Origin of the sequence: Pseudarthrobacter sp. S6, assembly GCF_050156575.1 — a bacterium.
In the GTDB taxonomy this organism is placed as follows: Bacteria; Actinomycetota; Actinomycetes; order Actinomycetales; family Micrococcaceae; genus Arthrobacter.
The window spans coordinates 2,517,248-2,533,853 of sequence record NZ_CP189581.1 but is presented as its reverse complement, the minus strand read 5'-3'; the positions used below and the strand labels follow the sequence as shown (position 1 = coordinate 2,533,853).

The 16,606-nt window shown below is 61.8% G+C and carries 12 protein-coding genes; 5 read left to right on the top strand and 7 right to left on the bottom strand.

The features are described 5' to 3' along the window. The first annotated feature begins 282 nt into the window (after window positions 1-282). The gene (locus ACQCS0_RS12095; protein WP_426938425.1) at window positions 283-1,164 is read left to right on the top strand and encodes an AfsR/SARP family transcriptional regulator; all 882 of its coding nucleotides are present in this window, start codon (window positions 283-285) and stop codon (window positions 1,162-1,164) included. A gap of 603 nt (window positions 1,165-1,767) precedes the next feature. Continuing rightward, a complete protein-coding gene (locus tag ACQCS0_RS12090) occupies window positions 1,768-3,357 on the top strand; it encodes a hypothetical protein (RefSeq protein ID WP_354154845.1) in 1,590 nt (529 codons plus the stop codon). 45 nt (window positions 3,358-3,402) lie between these two features. Here the strand turns inward: ACQCS0_RS12090 and ACQCS0_RS12085 are convergent, their stop codons facing one another. The 6 genes from ACQCS0_RS12085 to ACQCS0_RS12060 all read right to left on the bottom strand — a co-directional run bounded on the left by ACQCS0_RS12085 (window position 3,403) and on the right by ACQCS0_RS12060 (window position 10,964). Beyond that, window positions 3,403-5,037: a KAP family P-loop NTPase fold protein gene (locus ACQCS0_RS12085; RefSeq protein WP_426938423.1), complete on the bottom strand. Its 1,635-nt coding sequence runs from the start codon at window positions 5,035-5,037 to the stop codon at window positions 3,403-3,405. Between the two features lie 529 nt (window positions 5,038-5,566). Next, window positions 5,567-5,944, bottom strand: a complete 378-nt coding sequence (locus ACQCS0_RS12080) for a RidA family protein (RefSeq protein WP_354154843.1) — start codon at window positions 5,942-5,944, stop codon at window positions 5,567-5,569. Then, window positions 5,941-6,681 carry a hypothetical protein gene (locus ACQCS0_RS12075; protein WP_354154842.1) on the bottom strand — a complete coding sequence of 247 codons (741 nt, stop codon included), beginning with the start codon at window positions 6,679-6,681 and terminating at the stop codon, window positions 5,941-5,943. The genes ACQCS0_RS12080 and ACQCS0_RS12075 overlap by 4 nt, the downstream gene beginning before the upstream one ends. Further along, complete coding sequence (locus ACQCS0_RS12070) at window positions 6,681-7,757, bottom strand: membrane dipeptidase (protein WP_354154841.1); 1,077 nt, start codon at window positions 7,755-7,757, stop codon at window positions 6,681-6,683. Before ACQCS0_RS12070 ends, ACQCS0_RS12075 begins: the two co-directional genes overlap by 1 nt. Continuing rightward, complete coding sequence (locus ACQCS0_RS12065) at window positions 7,750-9,492, bottom strand: hypothetical protein (RefSeq protein ID WP_354223956.1); 1,743 nt, start codon at window positions 9,490-9,492, stop codon at window positions 7,750-7,752. Before ACQCS0_RS12065 ends, ACQCS0_RS12070 begins: the two co-directional genes overlap by 8 nt. Beyond that, window positions 9,489-10,964 (bottom strand): aldehyde dehydrogenase family protein, encoded by a 1,476-nt coding sequence (locus ACQCS0_RS12060; protein WP_354154839.1) that lies wholly within the window; start codon window positions 10,962-10,964, stop codon window positions 9,489-9,491. The genes ACQCS0_RS12065 and ACQCS0_RS12060 overlap by 4 nt, the downstream gene beginning before the upstream one ends. 129 nt (window positions 10,965-11,093) lie before the next feature. On the opposite strand from ACQCS0_RS12060, the gene ACQCS0_RS12055 reads away from it, so the two are divergent. Beyond that, the gene (locus ACQCS0_RS12055) at window positions 11,094-11,969 is read left to right on the top strand and encodes a LysR family transcriptional regulator (protein ID WP_354154838.1); all 876 of its coding nucleotides are present in this window, start codon (window positions 11,094-11,096) and stop codon (window positions 11,967-11,969) included. Between the two features lie 100 nt (window positions 11,970-12,069). Here the strand turns inward: ACQCS0_RS12055 and ACQCS0_RS12050 are convergent, their stop codons facing one another. After that, a complete protein-coding gene (locus ACQCS0_RS12050) occupies window positions 12,070-13,602 on the bottom strand; it encodes a BCCT family transporter (RefSeq protein WP_426939558.1) in 1,533 nt (510 codons plus the stop codon). A gap of 550 nt (window positions 13,603-14,152) precedes the next feature. Here ACQCS0_RS12050 and ACQCS0_RS12045 point away from each other — a divergent pair. Both ACQCS0_RS12045 and ACQCS0_RS12040 read left to right on the top strand, forming a co-directional pair. Further along, window positions 14,153-14,455, top strand: a complete 303-nt coding sequence (locus tag ACQCS0_RS12045) for a DUF427 domain-containing protein (protein WP_354154837.1) — start codon at window positions 14,153-14,155, stop codon at window positions 14,453-14,455. Between the two features lie 287 nt (window positions 14,456-14,742). Further along, window positions 14,743-16,590, top strand: coding sequence for a glycoside hydrolase family 15 protein (locus ACQCS0_RS12040; protein WP_354154836.1), 1,848 nt, complete (start codon window positions 14,743-14,745; stop codon window positions 16,588-16,590). Window positions 16,591-16,606: the final 16 nt, after the last annotated feature.

Genomic DNA, 16,606 nt, shown 5'->3' with positions numbered 1-16,606 from the left:
GGCGTTACTGCTTTCCCGAAGTGGCAGGCTCAGGCGCCCCGTCGCGGGGGACTGCTGATCCGCCGTCGGACTTTCAAGGGGGTGCGGTAATAGTCCGCTAACGCATCGGCCGGCGTTCACGAACCTATTTGCGTGAGCGGATTAGGCGTCGCCGGCATTGGATGTATATATCCAAACGGATTCCCGGCCGTTAGACACCTTTGGCGACCGCGGGACAACATCCATTTCCGTTGACTGGCTTGACGATGGTTTTTTCGGATAGTCAGCTCTCGACAATAAAAATTGGAAGCCAAGCATATTGACATTATCCAGCGTTTTGGGGATCCTCGTTTTACCTGCTCTAAACACTTCAGACCGAACCGGAATCAGGGTTCCATGGGCGACGACGGCTATGGAGAATTGAAATTGGATCTACTTGGGTCGTGGCGGCTTCGCCGGGGCGCGGTGGTCCTTCATGTTGCAACACGTCAGCAGCGCCTTATCGCGGCGCTGGCCATCCGGGGTCCGAGCCTCCGCAGTTATCTCGTTGGCCAGTTGTGGCCGGAGTATCCTGATGCCCGGGCGCTGGAGAGTCTGCGTGTGACTGTTCACCTAATTTCACGTCAGGTGCCCGATTTGATGGTCAATGCGGGCGCGATGCTGTCCCTGACCGATCACGTTGAGGTGGACCTGCATCGGATACGCGCCCGGATCCGTGCCCTGGGCCAGGCCGGGTTTGACGACGACGTTGCCTCCTCGTTGCATGAGTTGCGTGATGCGGAGGTGCTTCCGGGCTGGTATGAGGACTGGGTGATTTTTGAACAGAGCAGGCTGCGGCAAGATCGGCTTCGCGCTTTCACGGCAATTTCGCGTCTGTCACTCGCCCGGGGTAATTCTGAGGTGGCAGGGGCAGCGGCAGAAGCCGCGTTGGAGCTTGAGCCGCTATATGAGAAAGCGGTGGGGCTTCTCATCGCTGCGGAGATGCGGCAGGGCAATCCCGCCGCGGCGCTTAGCGCCTACGAACGGTACCGGGGGAAACTTGAGGAGGACATGGGTCTCCTGCCTTCCGATTCCGTCAAAAGTCTCCTAGCTGGCGCCCTTGACCGCCAAGCCCGGGCAAGGGAGGAGCGCCTACCGGCCAGCTTTTCCTGGCTGACCGGCGAGCCAGCCTTGCACCACTCGTAGGACCTCGTCGGGGTCAGCGGTGGACACCGCGCTTTGGGCAATACCCGGAGTTTGTCTGTAAGTTATTCTCGCCCGGAAACTCATAGTGTGACCGGACTCAAGCCATTTGCTGATGATTTGATCATGATAGCCATCCACTCCCCGTCTTTAACCTCATCCATTTGGAGCGTCCGGATTTTCAGGCACCCAAACCAATCCCTACCAGCCTGCGAGATGCCTGACCTGTTCAAAGTAGTCCACTTCTTCTGGCTGTTACGAACCTGCTGCAGAACTATCAGGAGTTGGCCTACCTTTGCGAAATAATGGCTCAAGATTCAGCTGAGCCGCTCGTGTCAATTTGCCACCACGCTGTGCAGTGTCTGCCTCATAACTGACTCCCAGCAGGCTGTTTCACATTTGAACCCAGTACAGCGTGACCTCGTTATTGCTGCGTTACGACCGTGAGCTGGAGACACGTCTTGTGCCAGGGTTCACGGTTCATTAACGCTGCCTCCACGGTCTGCCGGTAACGCCGCCGTAACGCCTCCATGATCAACTCACCACATAACCGTGCACCTCAGTGCTTCCTGGCAGGTGCATCCGTTTTTGGAAAAGGAATACAAGATGGGCTACCCGGGCGACGACGGCAGGCTCCCAGTGATTTATGTCCGGGGCTTCGCAGGCAGCGGATCGGCTATAAACAGCGCCGTGGACGATCCCTTTTATGGCTTCAGCCAGGGATCGGTACATGTCCGTGCTGACAGCAACGGAAGGGCGAAATTCCACCAGTTTGAATCCCCGATGCTGCGGCTGGTAACGGACCACAAATATGAGGTACCCGTTCACGGGGATCAGTGGACTTTCCTGAACAGCGTGGAAGCCGGCACTGTAAATTCGGCGTCCGTGTGGATCCATCGTTTTTATGATGGATCTGCAGATTCGTTTTCGGAAGAGCCGGAGAGTTTTTCATTCGAGAACGCCGCCCGCAGCCTGTTCAACCTGATCAAGCTGGTGTTGGAGAAGACGGGTGCGCCAAGGGTCTTTCTCGTTGCGCACTCCATGGGTGGGCTGATCTGTCGCTCACTCCTGCAGCGGGTCATCCCGGAAGCCCTCGCCGACGTAGGCGGGGAGATCGACCCAGCCGCCGGGAACAGGTATGTGGCAAGGGTGTTCACGTACGCCACGCCGCATGGGGGAATCCGCTTCGCAATAGGTTTCGGGATTTTTGAGCGCATCCGCGACGCCACAGGAATCCAGGGGACAGACGTCTTCGGCCCCGACCGGATGTATGACTACCTCACGCCGGCAGCATTGAGACGGGCGCGGACGCGCGACGACTTCAAACCGACAGAACTCCCAGATGACGGGTTTCCGGTGGACGAACTGTTCTGCTTGGTCGGTTCGAATCCAGAGGACTACGACGTGGCGTTCGGTCTGTCCTCTAAGGCGGTAGGAGCCCGCAGCGACGGCCTCGTCCAGATCGACAACGCCGCGGTTCGCGGGGCACCGCTGGCCGTGGTGCATCGCAGCCACAGCGGACGCTACGGCATCGTTAATTCAGAGGAGGGCTACCAGAACCTTCAGCGGTTCCTCTTCGGGGACCTCAAAATCCAGGTGGAGCTCGTGGGCTTTACTGTCGGCAGGGCCGCCCCACCCGAGGTTGAGTTCCAGCTCGACGTCGGACTGGCCATAAGGGGTCTACCCGTCCTGGTCCATGAGCAAAGCGCCGCCCACTTCTGTCCCGTCCAGATCGAGCACTGGAAAGAAGGGGACCCCATAGACTCACCCGTGCCGCTGCTGACGACCTTCCTTTCGTCGAAAGCACCCCGTCCGCGAGTGGGAGGCAGGGAAGTGCCCCGGTTGCGTCATGCGCTCAAACTTCGGCTGATGTCCATCACCGAAAAGGAAGGACATTTCTTCTTTGACGACCATATGGAACAGACCGAGGACTGGCAGGACACCCTGTTAGTTGACATCGAAGCGCCATCGGCAGGCCGGCCGCTGCCCAAAGCATGGGCCGCGTGGAACAGTACCATTCCTACCGCTCTCCGTGACTGGAACCCCGGCCACGATGATCAGCTGAAGGACACCGACAGCACACCCGAACGCTGGCAAGGACGCATCGACGTCCCAGAATTCGCTAAAGCCCTGCTTGGAGTCCACGCAGGCATCCGCCTCACCGTCACCCCACGGAAGCTCATCCTCTCAAAGTAGCTGGCGGGTTTGAGTGGGTGGCGGGTTCAAAACCCCGGGGGTTGGTCAGCGGCTAAAAGCCGATGCCTGCCTAATGTCGCGGAGTTCCGTTTGCATGGCGTCGATCGCCGCGCCCGCCGCTTTGCGCCAATCTTCGATTTGTTGGGATGTTGTCCCTTGGGGTGGACTATCGGAGCTGCCGGAAGGGGCAAGAATGTTGATCAGTTCATACAACCTGTCCAGAGGCCGGCTGCGGCGGTCCGGCGTCATTGTGTAGCTCGACAGCCGCCCAAGAGTGTCCTTCACCTGCACAGCGGTATCGCGGGCGCTTGCAGAGCCGAATATCAGGCCAGAGTCGAGGTCTCTGACATGCGCCCTTAGTAATCCGACGTCGCGCATTGCATCAGTAATCCATGGCGCAGTACTCCTGGTTGTTTCCATCAACGACAGGTAGCGTCCTAAATCGGGTGTATCCGATAGAGTCTGCGCCTCGCTGGACCGAAGGAAACTAGAGAATTCATGGGGTAATACTCCGACGTCGCGCCAAATGTCTTCGAAAGCGGTATCCTCACCTGATCGGAACCTCTTCAGCGTGTCGACGAATACGTCAGGTTCAGCCAGTACCACCTCTTCATAGATCTGCTCCCAGTCGCCGCGGAAGTCAATTGTCTGAAGTGCGAGCATTGTGTCGGGCTCCAGATCCGGGCGGACCATTCGGTTGAGCGTGTAGGCATTGATGTAGCGCTTGACTTCTCGGGGATTTATTCGGCCTTCTGTGGCTACATACCTCAGATATTTGCGTACCCGTACGTTGAGGTCGATCTGTTGCTCAGGAGCCAGCTTGCCGTGAACGATGAGCCATTGCAGAAGGTCGTCCAGCTGGCCAGCCATCAACGGGGGAAGTGTGTATGGGACTTGGAACATTTTCTTCAGATAGTCCCGCTCCAGCTGTCGATCAATGTTCAGTCCTCCAGGTTGCCCTGCGAACTTCGTCCTGACCGCCGATTCGACCACGCGTTCATCAAGCCCTACGACAAAGATGAAGCCTGGCATGTCGAAGAATAGCTTCATCGACTCCAAGACAGTTAGTGATTGCTGCGGGAGGCAGCGGTCGAGGTCATCGACAAACACGACAATCCGCGACAGCCCAGCTTCCCGCACGTCAGAAAAAGCCGACGTCAGCTGTTGAAAGGCTCCAAAGTAGAGGGACTGTGCGGTGGCGCCAATATCGTCAGGATGAGCCACGAACTCGTCTAGGGCTTTTCCCGGATCAAGGGACAACGTGGGTCCACTGGGAACGCCAATTTCAATTCTTGTCGAGCGAACGAGGGCCCTCACAACCTGCCCGATCTGCCGCGTAATTTCTCTCATTTTGGTTTGCTGCGCTGCGTGCTCCACCTGGGTTGCCCATTCAGCGAGAGATGACCTTATCGTGTCGAGGAGCGGAACGATGAGATGCGATTCGCGTTCATATCGCCATGCGTTAAATCGGACGATGATCGCAGTCTCATCTTGGGCAATGAGCTGTTCGATCTCATCCATAAGCGTGCTCTTACCAGAACCCCAGCCGCCGAAGATGCCAACGGCGAAACGAGGCTCACTGGTTTGAACGATCTGGGACAGTGCCTGCGCAATCTGAGTGAATCCGAGGGATGGATTCTTCGCGGGCACATCGAGGAGGATGTGGCCGACGTATGTCATCGCGACTCCATTGGTCAAGTGGAAGCGGAAATCGCCGGGGCCACGAAATTCAGCAGCGATTCTGAAATAGCAGCTACCCCAGCACGATCCCGGCCACTCCATCCTTGGGATAGGGGTCCTGCCACGTTGGCCGTCCAGCCTCCGTTGTTGATAGCCCCCAGGGCCAGAAGCGAGAGCGACGTCCCGCCTGAAGCGACGGAGCCGCGCGGTGCACCGGACGGCCCAGACGCGGCTGTTGTCCTGAGCATGACGTCCGCGGTTCTCCTACTGACGAAGGCTCCTGAGCTTACTTTCTACAGTGTTTGCTGACTCAATTCTGCTACCGCAGCGTTATCAGCGCGTTACAGGGCAACGAGGATTGCTGGACTGGCGATTTGACCAAGTCCTCCCGATGCGGTCACAAGACCGAACTGATCTTCGTCCCGCATGCCTGGACGCCGGTGGCCGTCCCACTGGCGGCCACCGGTCGATCACGACGGCGGGCTGTGGCACCTTTTGGCTTCAAAGGACACCGTTCCGGAATAGTGAGTTAAATAGCTGCTGCGACTGCGTCCATTTCAATGCGCTTTTCCCCACGGAACCGCGAAACCTCCACGGTGGTGCGTGGCGGGAGCACGCAATCGCCGAAACGCTCCAGATAAGCTGCGTTGTATTCATCAAATTCGTCCAAATCCGCAAGGAAGACTGTGATCTTCAGGATGCTGGATAGATTGGCCCCGGCATCAGCGAGGACCCTTTCCAAGTTGTCGAACACTACATTCACTTGGTCACGCAGGGACTTGGGAGTGGATCCGTCGGCCATGGTCGGAACCTGCCCACAGGCCCAGACGACTCCTCCAAACGTTGCCGATGCCGTGTAGGGGCGCGGTTTTCCGTCTTCGTGCCAACGACGCTGGATCCCGCTCATGCGTCAGCCACCAGGTAGCCGGCCGCCACGGTGCGGATTTCGGCCCAGGTTTCGGCGTTCACGAGTATTCCGGCATGGGCGGTCTCGGCTCGCTTCAGGTCCCGTTCGGCCGTTGTTGATACGACAAAGGTCCCCTCAGGGGCGGTATCGGCCGTATAGAAGCGCGAACCGTGTCCCGCCGCAGGGGCATCATGCGGTGCGGCTTGGCCCGCCGCGCTGAAACCAGTGCCCAGGTCTCCGGCAGGCGTGGCGAACGTGGTGCGGTTCGCATCGCCGGCGCTGCGGTGCACCACCGTGAAGCCTGAGCTCGCGGCGGCATTCAGCAGAGCCTCGTCAAGCAGATGCGAATCGTGTTCGACGCCGTTGCACAACACCTCGCTGCCGACTCCGGTGCTGGCCACATCAACCAGCAATACCCCGTGCACCAGCGCATCGCAGCGCGAACCGGAGTCCACCGCGAAGCTCTGCCCGGCGGGAGTCGTCGAGCGGATGTACGTCAATGCATCCAACGCCCACGATGCCTCCCGCAGCCACGAGGCCAGGGTCGCCAATCCGGTGCCATGGTGCACCTCGGCGAAAAGGACCTGCCGGGCTGCTGCCTGTGCCTCGGCATTGCTTGCTCCGCGGGCCATGAGCGCGCGGTATGCGGCCTCACGCACTTCCCGCATAGCCAGACGCACCACGGGCGCCGAACCGCTGGTTTCCATCGTTGCTACTTTCTCGGTCATAACGGTCATCAGATCTTCCTTCCGGGGAAAACATCGTCGAAGAGGCGCAGCCAGTTCTCACCAAGCACGCCGCGAATAGTTTTTTCGTCGAGTCCCACCTTGACCAGCCCATCGGTCAATCGGGGAAAATCCTCGGGTCCGACAAACCACTCGGGCCATTCGGGCCAAAGGGGCTTGTTGTCCCCCGGGGGCTGCCAGCGGCCATTGCGCAACCAGCCAACATAGTTCTCGTCCCAGTTGCGCGTGCAGTCACTGCCCAAACCAACCCGCTCGGGTCCCAGCTCATCAACGAGGCGAGCGATCATCTGGCAGAACTGGTCCAGGGTCGTTTTCTTCCCGCCAATGACAAGCGGGTAAAGGCAGCAGCCCAGCATTCCGCCCTTGTCGGTGACCGCACGGATGACTTCGTCGGGCTTGTTGCGCGGATTCTCCACAAACCAGGTGGGGTTCGAGTGGGTGATGGCCACCGGGGCAATCGAAGCCTCGACCGCATCCAGGGAGGTCCGGTTGCCCACATGTGAGAGGTCGATGAGCATGCCCACGCGGTTCATTTCCGACACGATGGTCCGACCGAACCGAGTCAGGCCGGAATCCTCGGGCTCATAGCAGGCTCCGCCGACCAGGTTTTGGATGTTGTAGGTCAGTTGGGCGATCTTCACTCCCAGCTTGTGGAAGACCTCCACCAGGCGGAAGTCATCCCCGAAGGAGCTCGTGTTCTGGAATCCCAGCAGCACCGCGACGCGCTCATCCAGTTTGGCCTGGCGAATATCCTGGCTATTCTGGGCCAGCACCATCAGGTCGGGATTCTGTACAGCGAGCTGATACCAGTCCCCGATGGCCTTGAGGGTATCGGCCGGGCCCTCCCAGACCGCGCAGGTGGCGTTGACTCCGCTGATGCCGCCGGCGCGCAGTTCCTCCAGGACGCCTCGGTCCCAATTGTTGATTTGCAGGCCGTCGACGATGGTGGCCGCGGCATGAAGGCCAGCGGCGTCCTGTCGGTTCCCCGGGTCCAACGCCGAATGGCTCTGGACCGTCTCAATTTGTGGCCCGTCGACGACAGTGGCCGGACCCTGGAAGTTAGACATGATCTGCCGCCTCCCGGGGCCGAAGGGTGAACATCCACGAATCATCGGCATCCCCGGACGCCAGGTCCGCGATGCGCGGCGCCCCGGCCATCAGGGTCACGCGCAGCCAGTCGGTGGACTGCGGGGTGTAATTCTCCATGCCGTAGACCGCGAGCTGGAATCGCTGGAGATTCAGCGGCAGGAATTCCGCATCCAACAGGTTGTCCCGCACCTCGCCATAGGTCAGCTTGCCGACGTTCTGCACACGGGCCACGGTCGCACGATGCCAGGGATGGGACAGCAGGAACTCGCCCACGCTCATCTCTTCATCAGTACCGGCCAAGTCCGCGCGTAGTTTCGCCACGGCCCGGGCAATATCCACGGGGTGTTGAACATTTTCTCCCGGGTCCGCTCCCAGCCGGGCGCGCCGGGGCTCCTCGTTGTCCACCGAGGAGAACCAGAAGTGCTGCTGCGCCGTCGGAGTGGAGAAGTCGAACGCCCCGGTCCAGGAGTATTCGTCATCGATTCCCCGGGCCAGACGGGCGCAGGTGTCACCCGGGGCGATGCGGCGGGACTCATCGCAGCGGAGCAGCGCTTCGACTTTCTCATCCAGATCGTCGCTGAGTTCGGTGAGCACGGAGGCCACCATGCCCCGGCAACCCGGTCCACGCAGGGCCGCCGCATCATGCAGTTCTTTCCAGATGTGGCTGGTTTCTTTCCCTGTGAAGCGCCCTGTGGTCGCCCACGACCGCAGCTCACCCAGTAGTTCTTCGAGCTGTACAGCCAACTCGGGGCCTGCCGCGAAGGGCGCGCTCTGAATGTCTGCCTGCTCGGCCAAATAGTCGATTGACTCGCTCAGTAGATCCATGACGCGCTGCACTGTTGCCTCTGTGGGTGCAACGGTGCGGGCGATGACCGAAGCCAAAGGGATCTCCCGCAGCAGCGCCCAGGCGTTGATGACCTCGGGGTGGTTGATGGCGTAGGGCACCATGCCCAATCCGGTGGCGTTGCCCATGCCCAGGTAGCGGCGCCAGGGCCCGCTGAGCCTTGCGGCCCGGGGGTTGCGGGCTGCGGCGCAGGCCTCCACCAAGTCGTAGCTGAATTCACGCATGAGCCAGGCGGTGACCATGTGTGCCCGGTAGGGAACCGCCAAAGGGTGGCCGTCCTCGAAACCTTCGTAGTCGGCCAGTCCGCATTTTCCGTTGCTGTAGAACGCCGTGCTGCGAATGATGTAGGGAGAGCCGCCAAACTTTTCGCTCTCGGGCTGCTCTCCGTCGGCCAAGCGGTCCGCGACGTATTCGAAAAATCGTTCGCTGCGGTTGGCGCGGGTCCAGATCAGGGATCCTTGCTCGGCGCGGCCGGCTTCCTGCAGCGGCACCTGGGCCCGCATCCGGGCCAGGCGATCCGCATCCACGCTTCCTTCAACCAGAGCAGCGGTGATGTCCCACGCCTTCGCGATCACCCGGTCGGTACGCTCTGACTCGCTCAGTCGTTGCGAGAATGCCACAAAGCTCCACAGGTGGGATTCCGCACGGACCTCATAGATTGCGTCGCCGCGGCCTTGGGCGTCGACATCAAAGTAGGTGCGTTCGATCTGCCAGCCGGCACGCACAGCGCGGCGGATCATCGAACGAATGAAGCTGTGCCGGGAGGCCCGGGCACCGCCCATGTCCACCGGATCCATCACGGTGTTTGAGGGACGCAACACAGATTCCGTGGTCATCTCAATGCCTTTGGTCAGTGCAGGCGTGCTCACGAGGCACGTCCCTGCGGTGCGACGCGTACGTAGGCTGTCTTGGTTTCGGTGAAGAAGTCCGCAGCAACATCGCTGTTTTGTTCGCGCGGGGCCGGGAAGGAGGAATCGCGAAGACCGCCAAACGGCGCATGGACCTCGGAACCGGTGGACGGTGCGTTGACCTTGATCAATCCGGCAACCACCTCGTTGAGGCAGCGGCGGATTGCGTGCTCGTCGCTGGTGAAGACCGATGCGGTCAAGCCGAACTCGGTGGCATTGGCCAAGGTGATGGCCTCGTCGAGGTCCTCAACGCGCATCAGCGTCACGATCGGGCCGAACACTTCTTCGTGGGTAATGGTCAAGGCGTCGGTTCCGGCGAGCAGCGTGGGCAGGACGTAGTGCCCCGGAGCGTCCGACTTCGAACCTTGGGCCAACACCGTTGCACCTTCGGCCTGGGCCTGGGACAGCGCGTCTTCAATGTCGCGTCGGGCACGGGCTGAGACCACCGGGCCCATGTCGGATGTTGCCTCGGTTCCCGGGCCTGAGACCAGCGCTTTAACCAGCGGCACCAGAGCCTCGACCAGACGGTCGTGGACATCTCCGACGGCGATAATCCGGCGGGTGGCAGTGCACTTCTGGCCGGTGCTGCTCATGGCTGCCGCGACTATGGCGGCCGCCGCACTGGCAACATCAGCATCCGGCATAACGATGGCGGCATTGTGCCCGCCAAGTTCCATCTGCAGCTTCGCACCACGGAGCACCACACGTTCGCGGATCTGGTGGCCCACCGGAACGGAACCCGTAAAGGTCACCGCGGCGATGCCCTCGTGTTCGACCAGGCGCGAACCCAGGGAGCCCGGGCCCAGGACCAGGTTAAGGACACCGGCGGGAACGCCGGCCTCAACGAGGATCTCGGCGAAGGCCAGGGCGACGGCGGGGGTATCGCTGGCCGGCTTCCAGACGACTGTGTTGCCCCACAGGAGCGCCGGTGCGATCTTCCAGGCCGGAATCTGGAGCGGGAAATTCCAGGGGGTGATGACCCCGACCACGCCCACCGGGCGGCGGATGGTACGGACCAATTCATCGGCATTGCCCGACGGGTAGGTGACGCCGTCGGCGCGGCGGGCCGAGCCGGCCTGGTAGTACAGGGTCTCCACGGTGGCACCGACTTCGCCGCGGGAGTCGGCCAGCGTCTTGCCCTGTTCGCGAGTCATCAGCACAGCAATGTCTTCGCCGCGCTCCTCCAGGAGCTGGGCAGCACGCCGCAGCACGCGTCCGCGGCCCAGGATTCCCACCCGGTCCCAGCCGGCCAGCGCGGCACGGCCAGATGCGACGGCTGCGTCCAGCGTTTGCGGGGTGGCTGTGGCGTAGCGGGCAACCAATTCTTCGGGGTCGGCGGGGTTGAAGCTGTGGGCTTCGGCTCCTGTTGCGCTGTCCCACTGGCCGTTGATGAGCTGCTTGAGTTCTAGGGTTTGGGTGGTTGTGGTGTTCACGGTGGGGTTCCTGCCTTCTAGCTGCGGTGTGCTGCGGTGTGTCGACTCTGTGATCCACGATACGTCGGCCGCTTATCATAGAGAAGTATTTATTGCCTATTGATTCATAAGTAGAGACACTTAGTGTTTATGGAACTGAGACAGCTTCGCTACTTCATCGCAGTCGCCGAAGAAATGCATTTCAACCGGGCAGCCGCCCGCCTTCACATCGCCCAACCGGCGCTGAGCCAGCAGATCCAACGCCTGGAAAGAAGCCTGAAAACCAAGCTCTTCGTCCGCACTACCCGATCGGTGGAGATCACCGATACGGGCCGCGTGCTCCTCGAGGCAGCCCGCCGGGTCATCTCAGAAGCGGAGCGCGCAGAAAGCCAAGTGGAATTGGCCACCCGTGGCAGCACGGGGCTCCTCCGGGTTGGATTTGTCAGCTCCGCTGCCCTCTTCCTGTTGCCGGGAATGGTCAACCGCTTGCATGAGCAGTGGCCGCAGGTGCAGTTCCAGCTCCAGGAAAACACCACCGAACGGCAAATTCAGGCGGTGTTGGAGGGCCAACTGGATGTCGGAATCGTTCGGGAAATCGAGCCCATCGAAGGAATTCACGTCACCGCACTGAGACGTGAGCCGTTGATCGTTGCGGTGCCGCAATCCCATCCACTGGCCGAGCGGACCAGCGTCCCATTGAAGGACCTCGCAGGGCAGGATTTCGTGGTTTTCCCGCGCCATCAGGTCTCGCGGCTTTACGACCTGATTTCCGCCCTGTGCATCCAGGCCGGGTTTCACATCCGGGTCGCCCAGGAAGCCATCCAGTTCCCCACCATCCTGGGCCTCGTGGCGGCCCGCACTGGAATCGCCATTGTCCCGGAGTCGCTGCGTGCGCTGCAGATCCCCGGCGTGGCCTATCTGAACCTGTCCGATGAGGCGGCCTATTCACGCGTATCGCTGATTTGCGCCGAGGGCCGACAGGATTCGGCGCTTGTGGAACGGTTCATGGAAGCCGGTGGTGTGTAAGACCGCCACACGGCAGGACGGCGGCCGGCGAAAGGGCCCCCGGCATGATGCCGAGGGCCCATCGCAGGCTCTTCAGGAAAGGTCGTATCGGGTTTCGCAGTTAGGGCCGCACCCCACGTGGCTGCCGGTCAAGGACTCCCTCCTCCAGTGCCATGCGTTGGACGAACACCGGGGCCGCGAACAAGGACGGCAGGATGATGAAGCCCACGGGAACTGCGGTGATGACGATGAAGGATTGCAGCGCGCTGATCCCGCCGTCGCCTATGGAGATCAGCACCGCGGCTGCCACGCCCATGATCACAGCCCAGGCGGCGCGCAGCTTCGTCGATGGCTCGCCCTCAATGGTGCACGATTGGGCAATGCTGAAGGACATGGAGTCCGCCGTGGTGGCCACAAACATGATGGTGAGGACCAGGAACGCCGTCGCAATAATTCCAGAGAAGGGCAACTGCTCGGCAATGGTCATCACCACGGCCGGCAGGCCGTCGCTGGCCAGCGGCCCGGAAATGGAACCAGGATTCTGCTGCTCGAACATAATGCCGGTGCCACCGAGGACAGTGAACCAGAAGCAAGTGACGATCGGTGGCAGGACCGCCGTAAACAGGATGAGTTCACGGACTGTGCGGCCGCGGGAAATGGTGGCCACGAAGATGGCCATCAGCGGTGCATAGCCCAGGAACCAGGCGAAGAAGAAGACCGTCCAGCCCGAGACCCACCCCTGGTCCGCCTGATAAAGCGAGGTGCCCACGAAGTTCTGCAGGTACACGCCGAAGCCGCCGACGAAGGACTTGAAGATGTAGGCGGCCGAGCCCAGTACCAACACGGCGGCCATGAGGCCCAGTGCCAGCCAGACATTGAGTCGGCTCATCAGCTGGATGCCTTTGCTCAGGCCGGAGGAGACCGAGAGGGCAGCCAGGCCGGTGAGCACCGCGATGACGATCAGCTGCGTGCCGTAGTTGTTGGGAACCCCGAACAGCCGCGAAAGTCCGTACGAGACCTGGAGTCCCAGGAAACCGATCGGACCGACAGTACCGGCCACCACGGCAATGATGCACACCACGTCCGCCACGGTGCCGATCCAGCTTTTGAGCACCTTGCGCCCCATGACCGGGTAAAGCAGCGTGCGCGGCCGCAACGGCATGCCCTTGGATACGGCGTGGGTCATGACAATGGCACCGAGCGAACCCAAAATGGCCCAAGCCAGGAAGCCCCAGTGCACAAAAGTCTGCCCCAGCGCGATATTTGCTGCGTCGGTCGGATCGCCACTGGGCTCACCGAAATACGGCGGACTGGAGATATAGTGTGAAATCGGCTCCGCGGCGGCCCAGAAGACTCCGCCGCCGGCGAGGAGGGTGCACATAATCATGGCAACCCACTTGAAGCGACCGTAGTCCGGGGAAACGGGTCCCCCAAGCCGGGCCTTCGCGTAAGGGGTCAACGCCAGCGCAATGGAGCACAGAAGGGTTGCCAGCAACAGTGCTTGCCAGTAGAAGCCGACCCACTTGGCGGAGAAGGCGAAGCCCTCGTTGATTGCGGCGGAAGACTCTTTCGGGAATATCAGGCTGGCGAGCACGAAAATGGCCAAGATCCCGAGGCTCGCAATGGTGACCTTGCGATCTGCGACGGGCGCGATCCCTTCTTTGGGGGCGCTCTAAGGATGTTCCGTGGCGATTAGAGGCTCGCCGTCTTCATGTTTCAGTGGGGCGATTCGGGTATTCATCGGGATCGACAACTCTCCTGTTAGCTGTATCACGCGCAATGCGTCTAACTGAGAGTAATTTCACATCATTTACCGGGCCCAAGACTTAGTTGATCATCATTGATAACCTACTGATATAGATGCTCCTGATGAACTATATACTCTGACCGGCCTGTCTCGAGCCGCGGCCCACGCGGGCGAACACCATGTCGCCTCCGCTCTCGGGACGTCTGCAAGCTCGCCGCCGTGAACACCGACCGCGTGCTCCACGGCTCGGGCCATATGGGAACTTGCCGCCGTTGTGCTTCCTGCGATCATGCTGCACGACATCGGCTGGTCCCAGGTGCCGCCGTCGGACGTCCGATTCCGGAGGCCACCGGCTAACGCACGGATCATCTCTTATGTGTCCCGGATCGCAGAACTCGGACGAGGGTCGCACCTAGAATCGTGGGGACAACGATTTCACCACGAAAGGGTCGCCCTCATGAAGGCAGTACTTAACGGCATCGTGCTTGCGGACGCACCCCGGGACGAGCTGATCAAGATAGAGGGAAACTGGTACTTCCCGCCCAAAAGCGTCGACTCAGCACTGCTTATTGCCAGTGCAACACCGTACACCTGCGGGTGGAAAGGGAGGTGCCAGTACTTCAGTATCAGCGACGGCGCGAACCTGCTGCCGGACCGCGCTTTTAGCTACCCAGACCCGTATCCCGCGTCTCTGGAGCGGGTGGGCCGGGATTACAGCAACTACGTCGCCTTCTGGAGAGAAATCCAAATCACCGAATAGCAGACGTGCCTGTCGGTCTCACCGACCTGGCAGCGTCCGCCCGCGGCTGGCTCCACAGGTCCGGAAACCAGGGATTCATCAAACTCGTCGAAGACGCCGATCACGGGGTTCTGGTGGGTGCGATATTTGCCAGGCCCGCCGGGGGAGAGGTGCTCGGCCCTGGCTCTTGCCGTCCACGCCGGGATTCCGGTCTGCACACTGCGGCGGATGATCTACGCTTATCCGACCTTCCACCGCGCCATTGAAGACGCACTGGACCGTTTCGAGTGAATCAGGCAGGTGTCCCGATGACCAGTGAGCCCATCGCCAACTACGCCATGCTTTCCGATTGCCGCTCTGCCGCGCTCGTGAGCGCCGCAGGTTCCGTGGACTGGCTGTGTTTCCCCCGTTTTGATAGCCCCTCGGTGTTCGGGCGGATCCTGGGCGAGGACGCGGGTTATTGGGCGATCCGGCCCGCGGGCCCGCACACTTCGAAGCGGAGGTACCTCGGGCCGACGATGGTGTTGGAAACACTCCACACCACAGCAAGCGGGACCGTGAAAGTCACCGACGCCCTGGTGCTGGGAGACGGGAACCGGGGCCACGAACTCGGCGCCGGGGCTCCAGGCACGATTCTGCGGCAGGTGGACTGTGTCGATGGCGAAGTCGAGATGGAGGTGGTCTTCGCGCCGCGGCCGGACTACGGCCTCGTCCGGCCGCTCCTTGAGGACACCGCCGGCGGAATCCTCGTCCACGGCGGGGCCGACATGCTGGCCTTCTCCACCCCGGTCCCCTTCGAACTCGATGATGGCCAAGCGCGTGCGAAGCCAGTTCTCCAGGCCGGAGACGTTCTGGGATTCGCGCTTCACCACCGCAACGCAGGGCCGGTACCGCCGGTGTTCTGGAGCCAGCCGGACATTGCGCGCCGGCTTGTGGACACACTGGAGGGCTGGGGCAGCTGGTCCCGGATGCATCAGAGCTACGACGGACCCTGGCATGACCTGGTCGCTTCCAGCGGCAGAATCCTGCAGGCACTGACTTTCTATCCGACCGGGGCGATCGTCGCAGCCCCGACGACCTCCCTGCCCGAGGTGGTCGGCGGCACCCGGAACTGGGACTACCGGTACACCTGGATCCGGGACGCCAGCATGACCCTGCAGGCCCTGTGGGTGGCCGCCTGCCCGGATGAGGCCGGAAAGTTTTTCCAGTTCCTCGCAACCGCGGCCGCTGGCCGGCTGAGCAGCGGGGACGAACTGCAGATCATGTACGGCGTCGGCGGGGAACGCGACCTGTCCGAACGCGAACTGGCCCACCTTCCGGGCTGGCGCGACAGCGCCCCCGTCCGGGTGGGCAACGGCGCTTGGGACCAGCGCCAGCTCGATGTCTACGGCGAACTCCTCGACGCCGCAGCGACCCTCCCGGAGTATCTGAATGATCTGGACCCCGGGACGCGGCAGTTCCTTGCCGACGCGGCCGACGCGGCAGCATCTCGCTGGCAGTCCATGGACCAGGGCATCTGGGAGGTCCGCGGCGCTCCCCGGCACTACCTTCACTCAAAGCTGATGTGCTGGGTGGCCGTGGACCGGGCCATCGGCCTCGCCGGGGTCCTGAGCGCCGAAGACCGGGTTCCCCGCTGGGAACAGACCCGGGCACAGCTCGCCGACTCGATCCGGATGAACGGCTGGAACGAAACAGCCAACGCCTACACTCAGGCCTACGGCTCCGAAGACCTCGACGCGTCGGTCCTGATGCTCTCCATCGTGGGGTTCGTGCCCGCCGATGATCCCCGGATGCTCGCGACGATCGATGCCATCGAAGAACGGCTCACCGACAGCCGGGGCCTGGTGTACAGGTACCAGGGCGACGACGGGCTCGCCGGGGAGGAAGGTACATTCTTGCTGTGCACGTTCTGGCTGGCCCATGCCCTGGCCCTGGCCGGACAGCCCCGGCGCGCCCGGGCCGTCTTCGAACGGGCTGCGGGATTCGCCACGGAACTGGGACTGCTGGCCGAAGAGGTTGCCCCGGACAGCAACGAGCTGCTCGGCAACTTTCCGCAGGCCTTCAGCCATATCGGCCTCGTCAATGCCGCCTGGGCCATCCGCACCGCCGAGGACAAAACCCGGGCCCCTGCCGCCGTCGGGGGTAACGCCCCGTGACGGGTTCTCTCCCGCG

Bases quoted from the DNA above. Each gene is read 5' to 3' on its own strand.
- ACQCS0_RS12090 (WP_354154845.1), top strand. From the start codon at position 1,768: ATGGGCTACCCGGGCGACGACGGCAGGCTCCCAGTGATTTATGTCCGG.
- ACQCS0_RS12085 (WP_426938423.1), bottom strand. From the start codon at position 5,037: ATGACATACGTCGGCCACATCCTCCTCGATGTGCCCGCGAAGAATCCA.
- ACQCS0_RS12080 (WP_354154843.1), bottom strand. From the start codon at position 5,944: ATGAGCGGGATCCAGCGTCGTTGGCACGAAGACGGAAAACCGCGCCCC.
- ACQCS0_RS12075 (WP_354154842.1), bottom strand. From the start codon at position 6,681: ATGACCGTTATGACCGAGAAAGTAGCAACGATGGAAACCAGCGGTTCG.
- ACQCS0_RS12070 (WP_354154841.1), bottom strand. From the start codon at position 7,757: ATGTCTAACTTCCAGGGTCCGGCCACTGTCGTCGACGGGCCACAAATT.
- ACQCS0_RS12055 (WP_354154838.1), top strand. From the start codon at position 11,094: ATGGAACTGAGACAGCTTCGCTACTTCATCGCAGTCGCCGAAGAAATG.
- ACQCS0_RS12045 (WP_354154837.1), top strand. From the start codon at position 14,153: ATGAAGGCAGTACTTAACGGCATCGTGCTTGCGGACGCACCCCGGGAC.
- ACQCS0_RS12040 (WP_354154836.1), top strand. From the start codon at position 14,743: ATGACCAGTGAGCCCATCGCCAACTACGCCATGCTTTCCGATTGCCGC.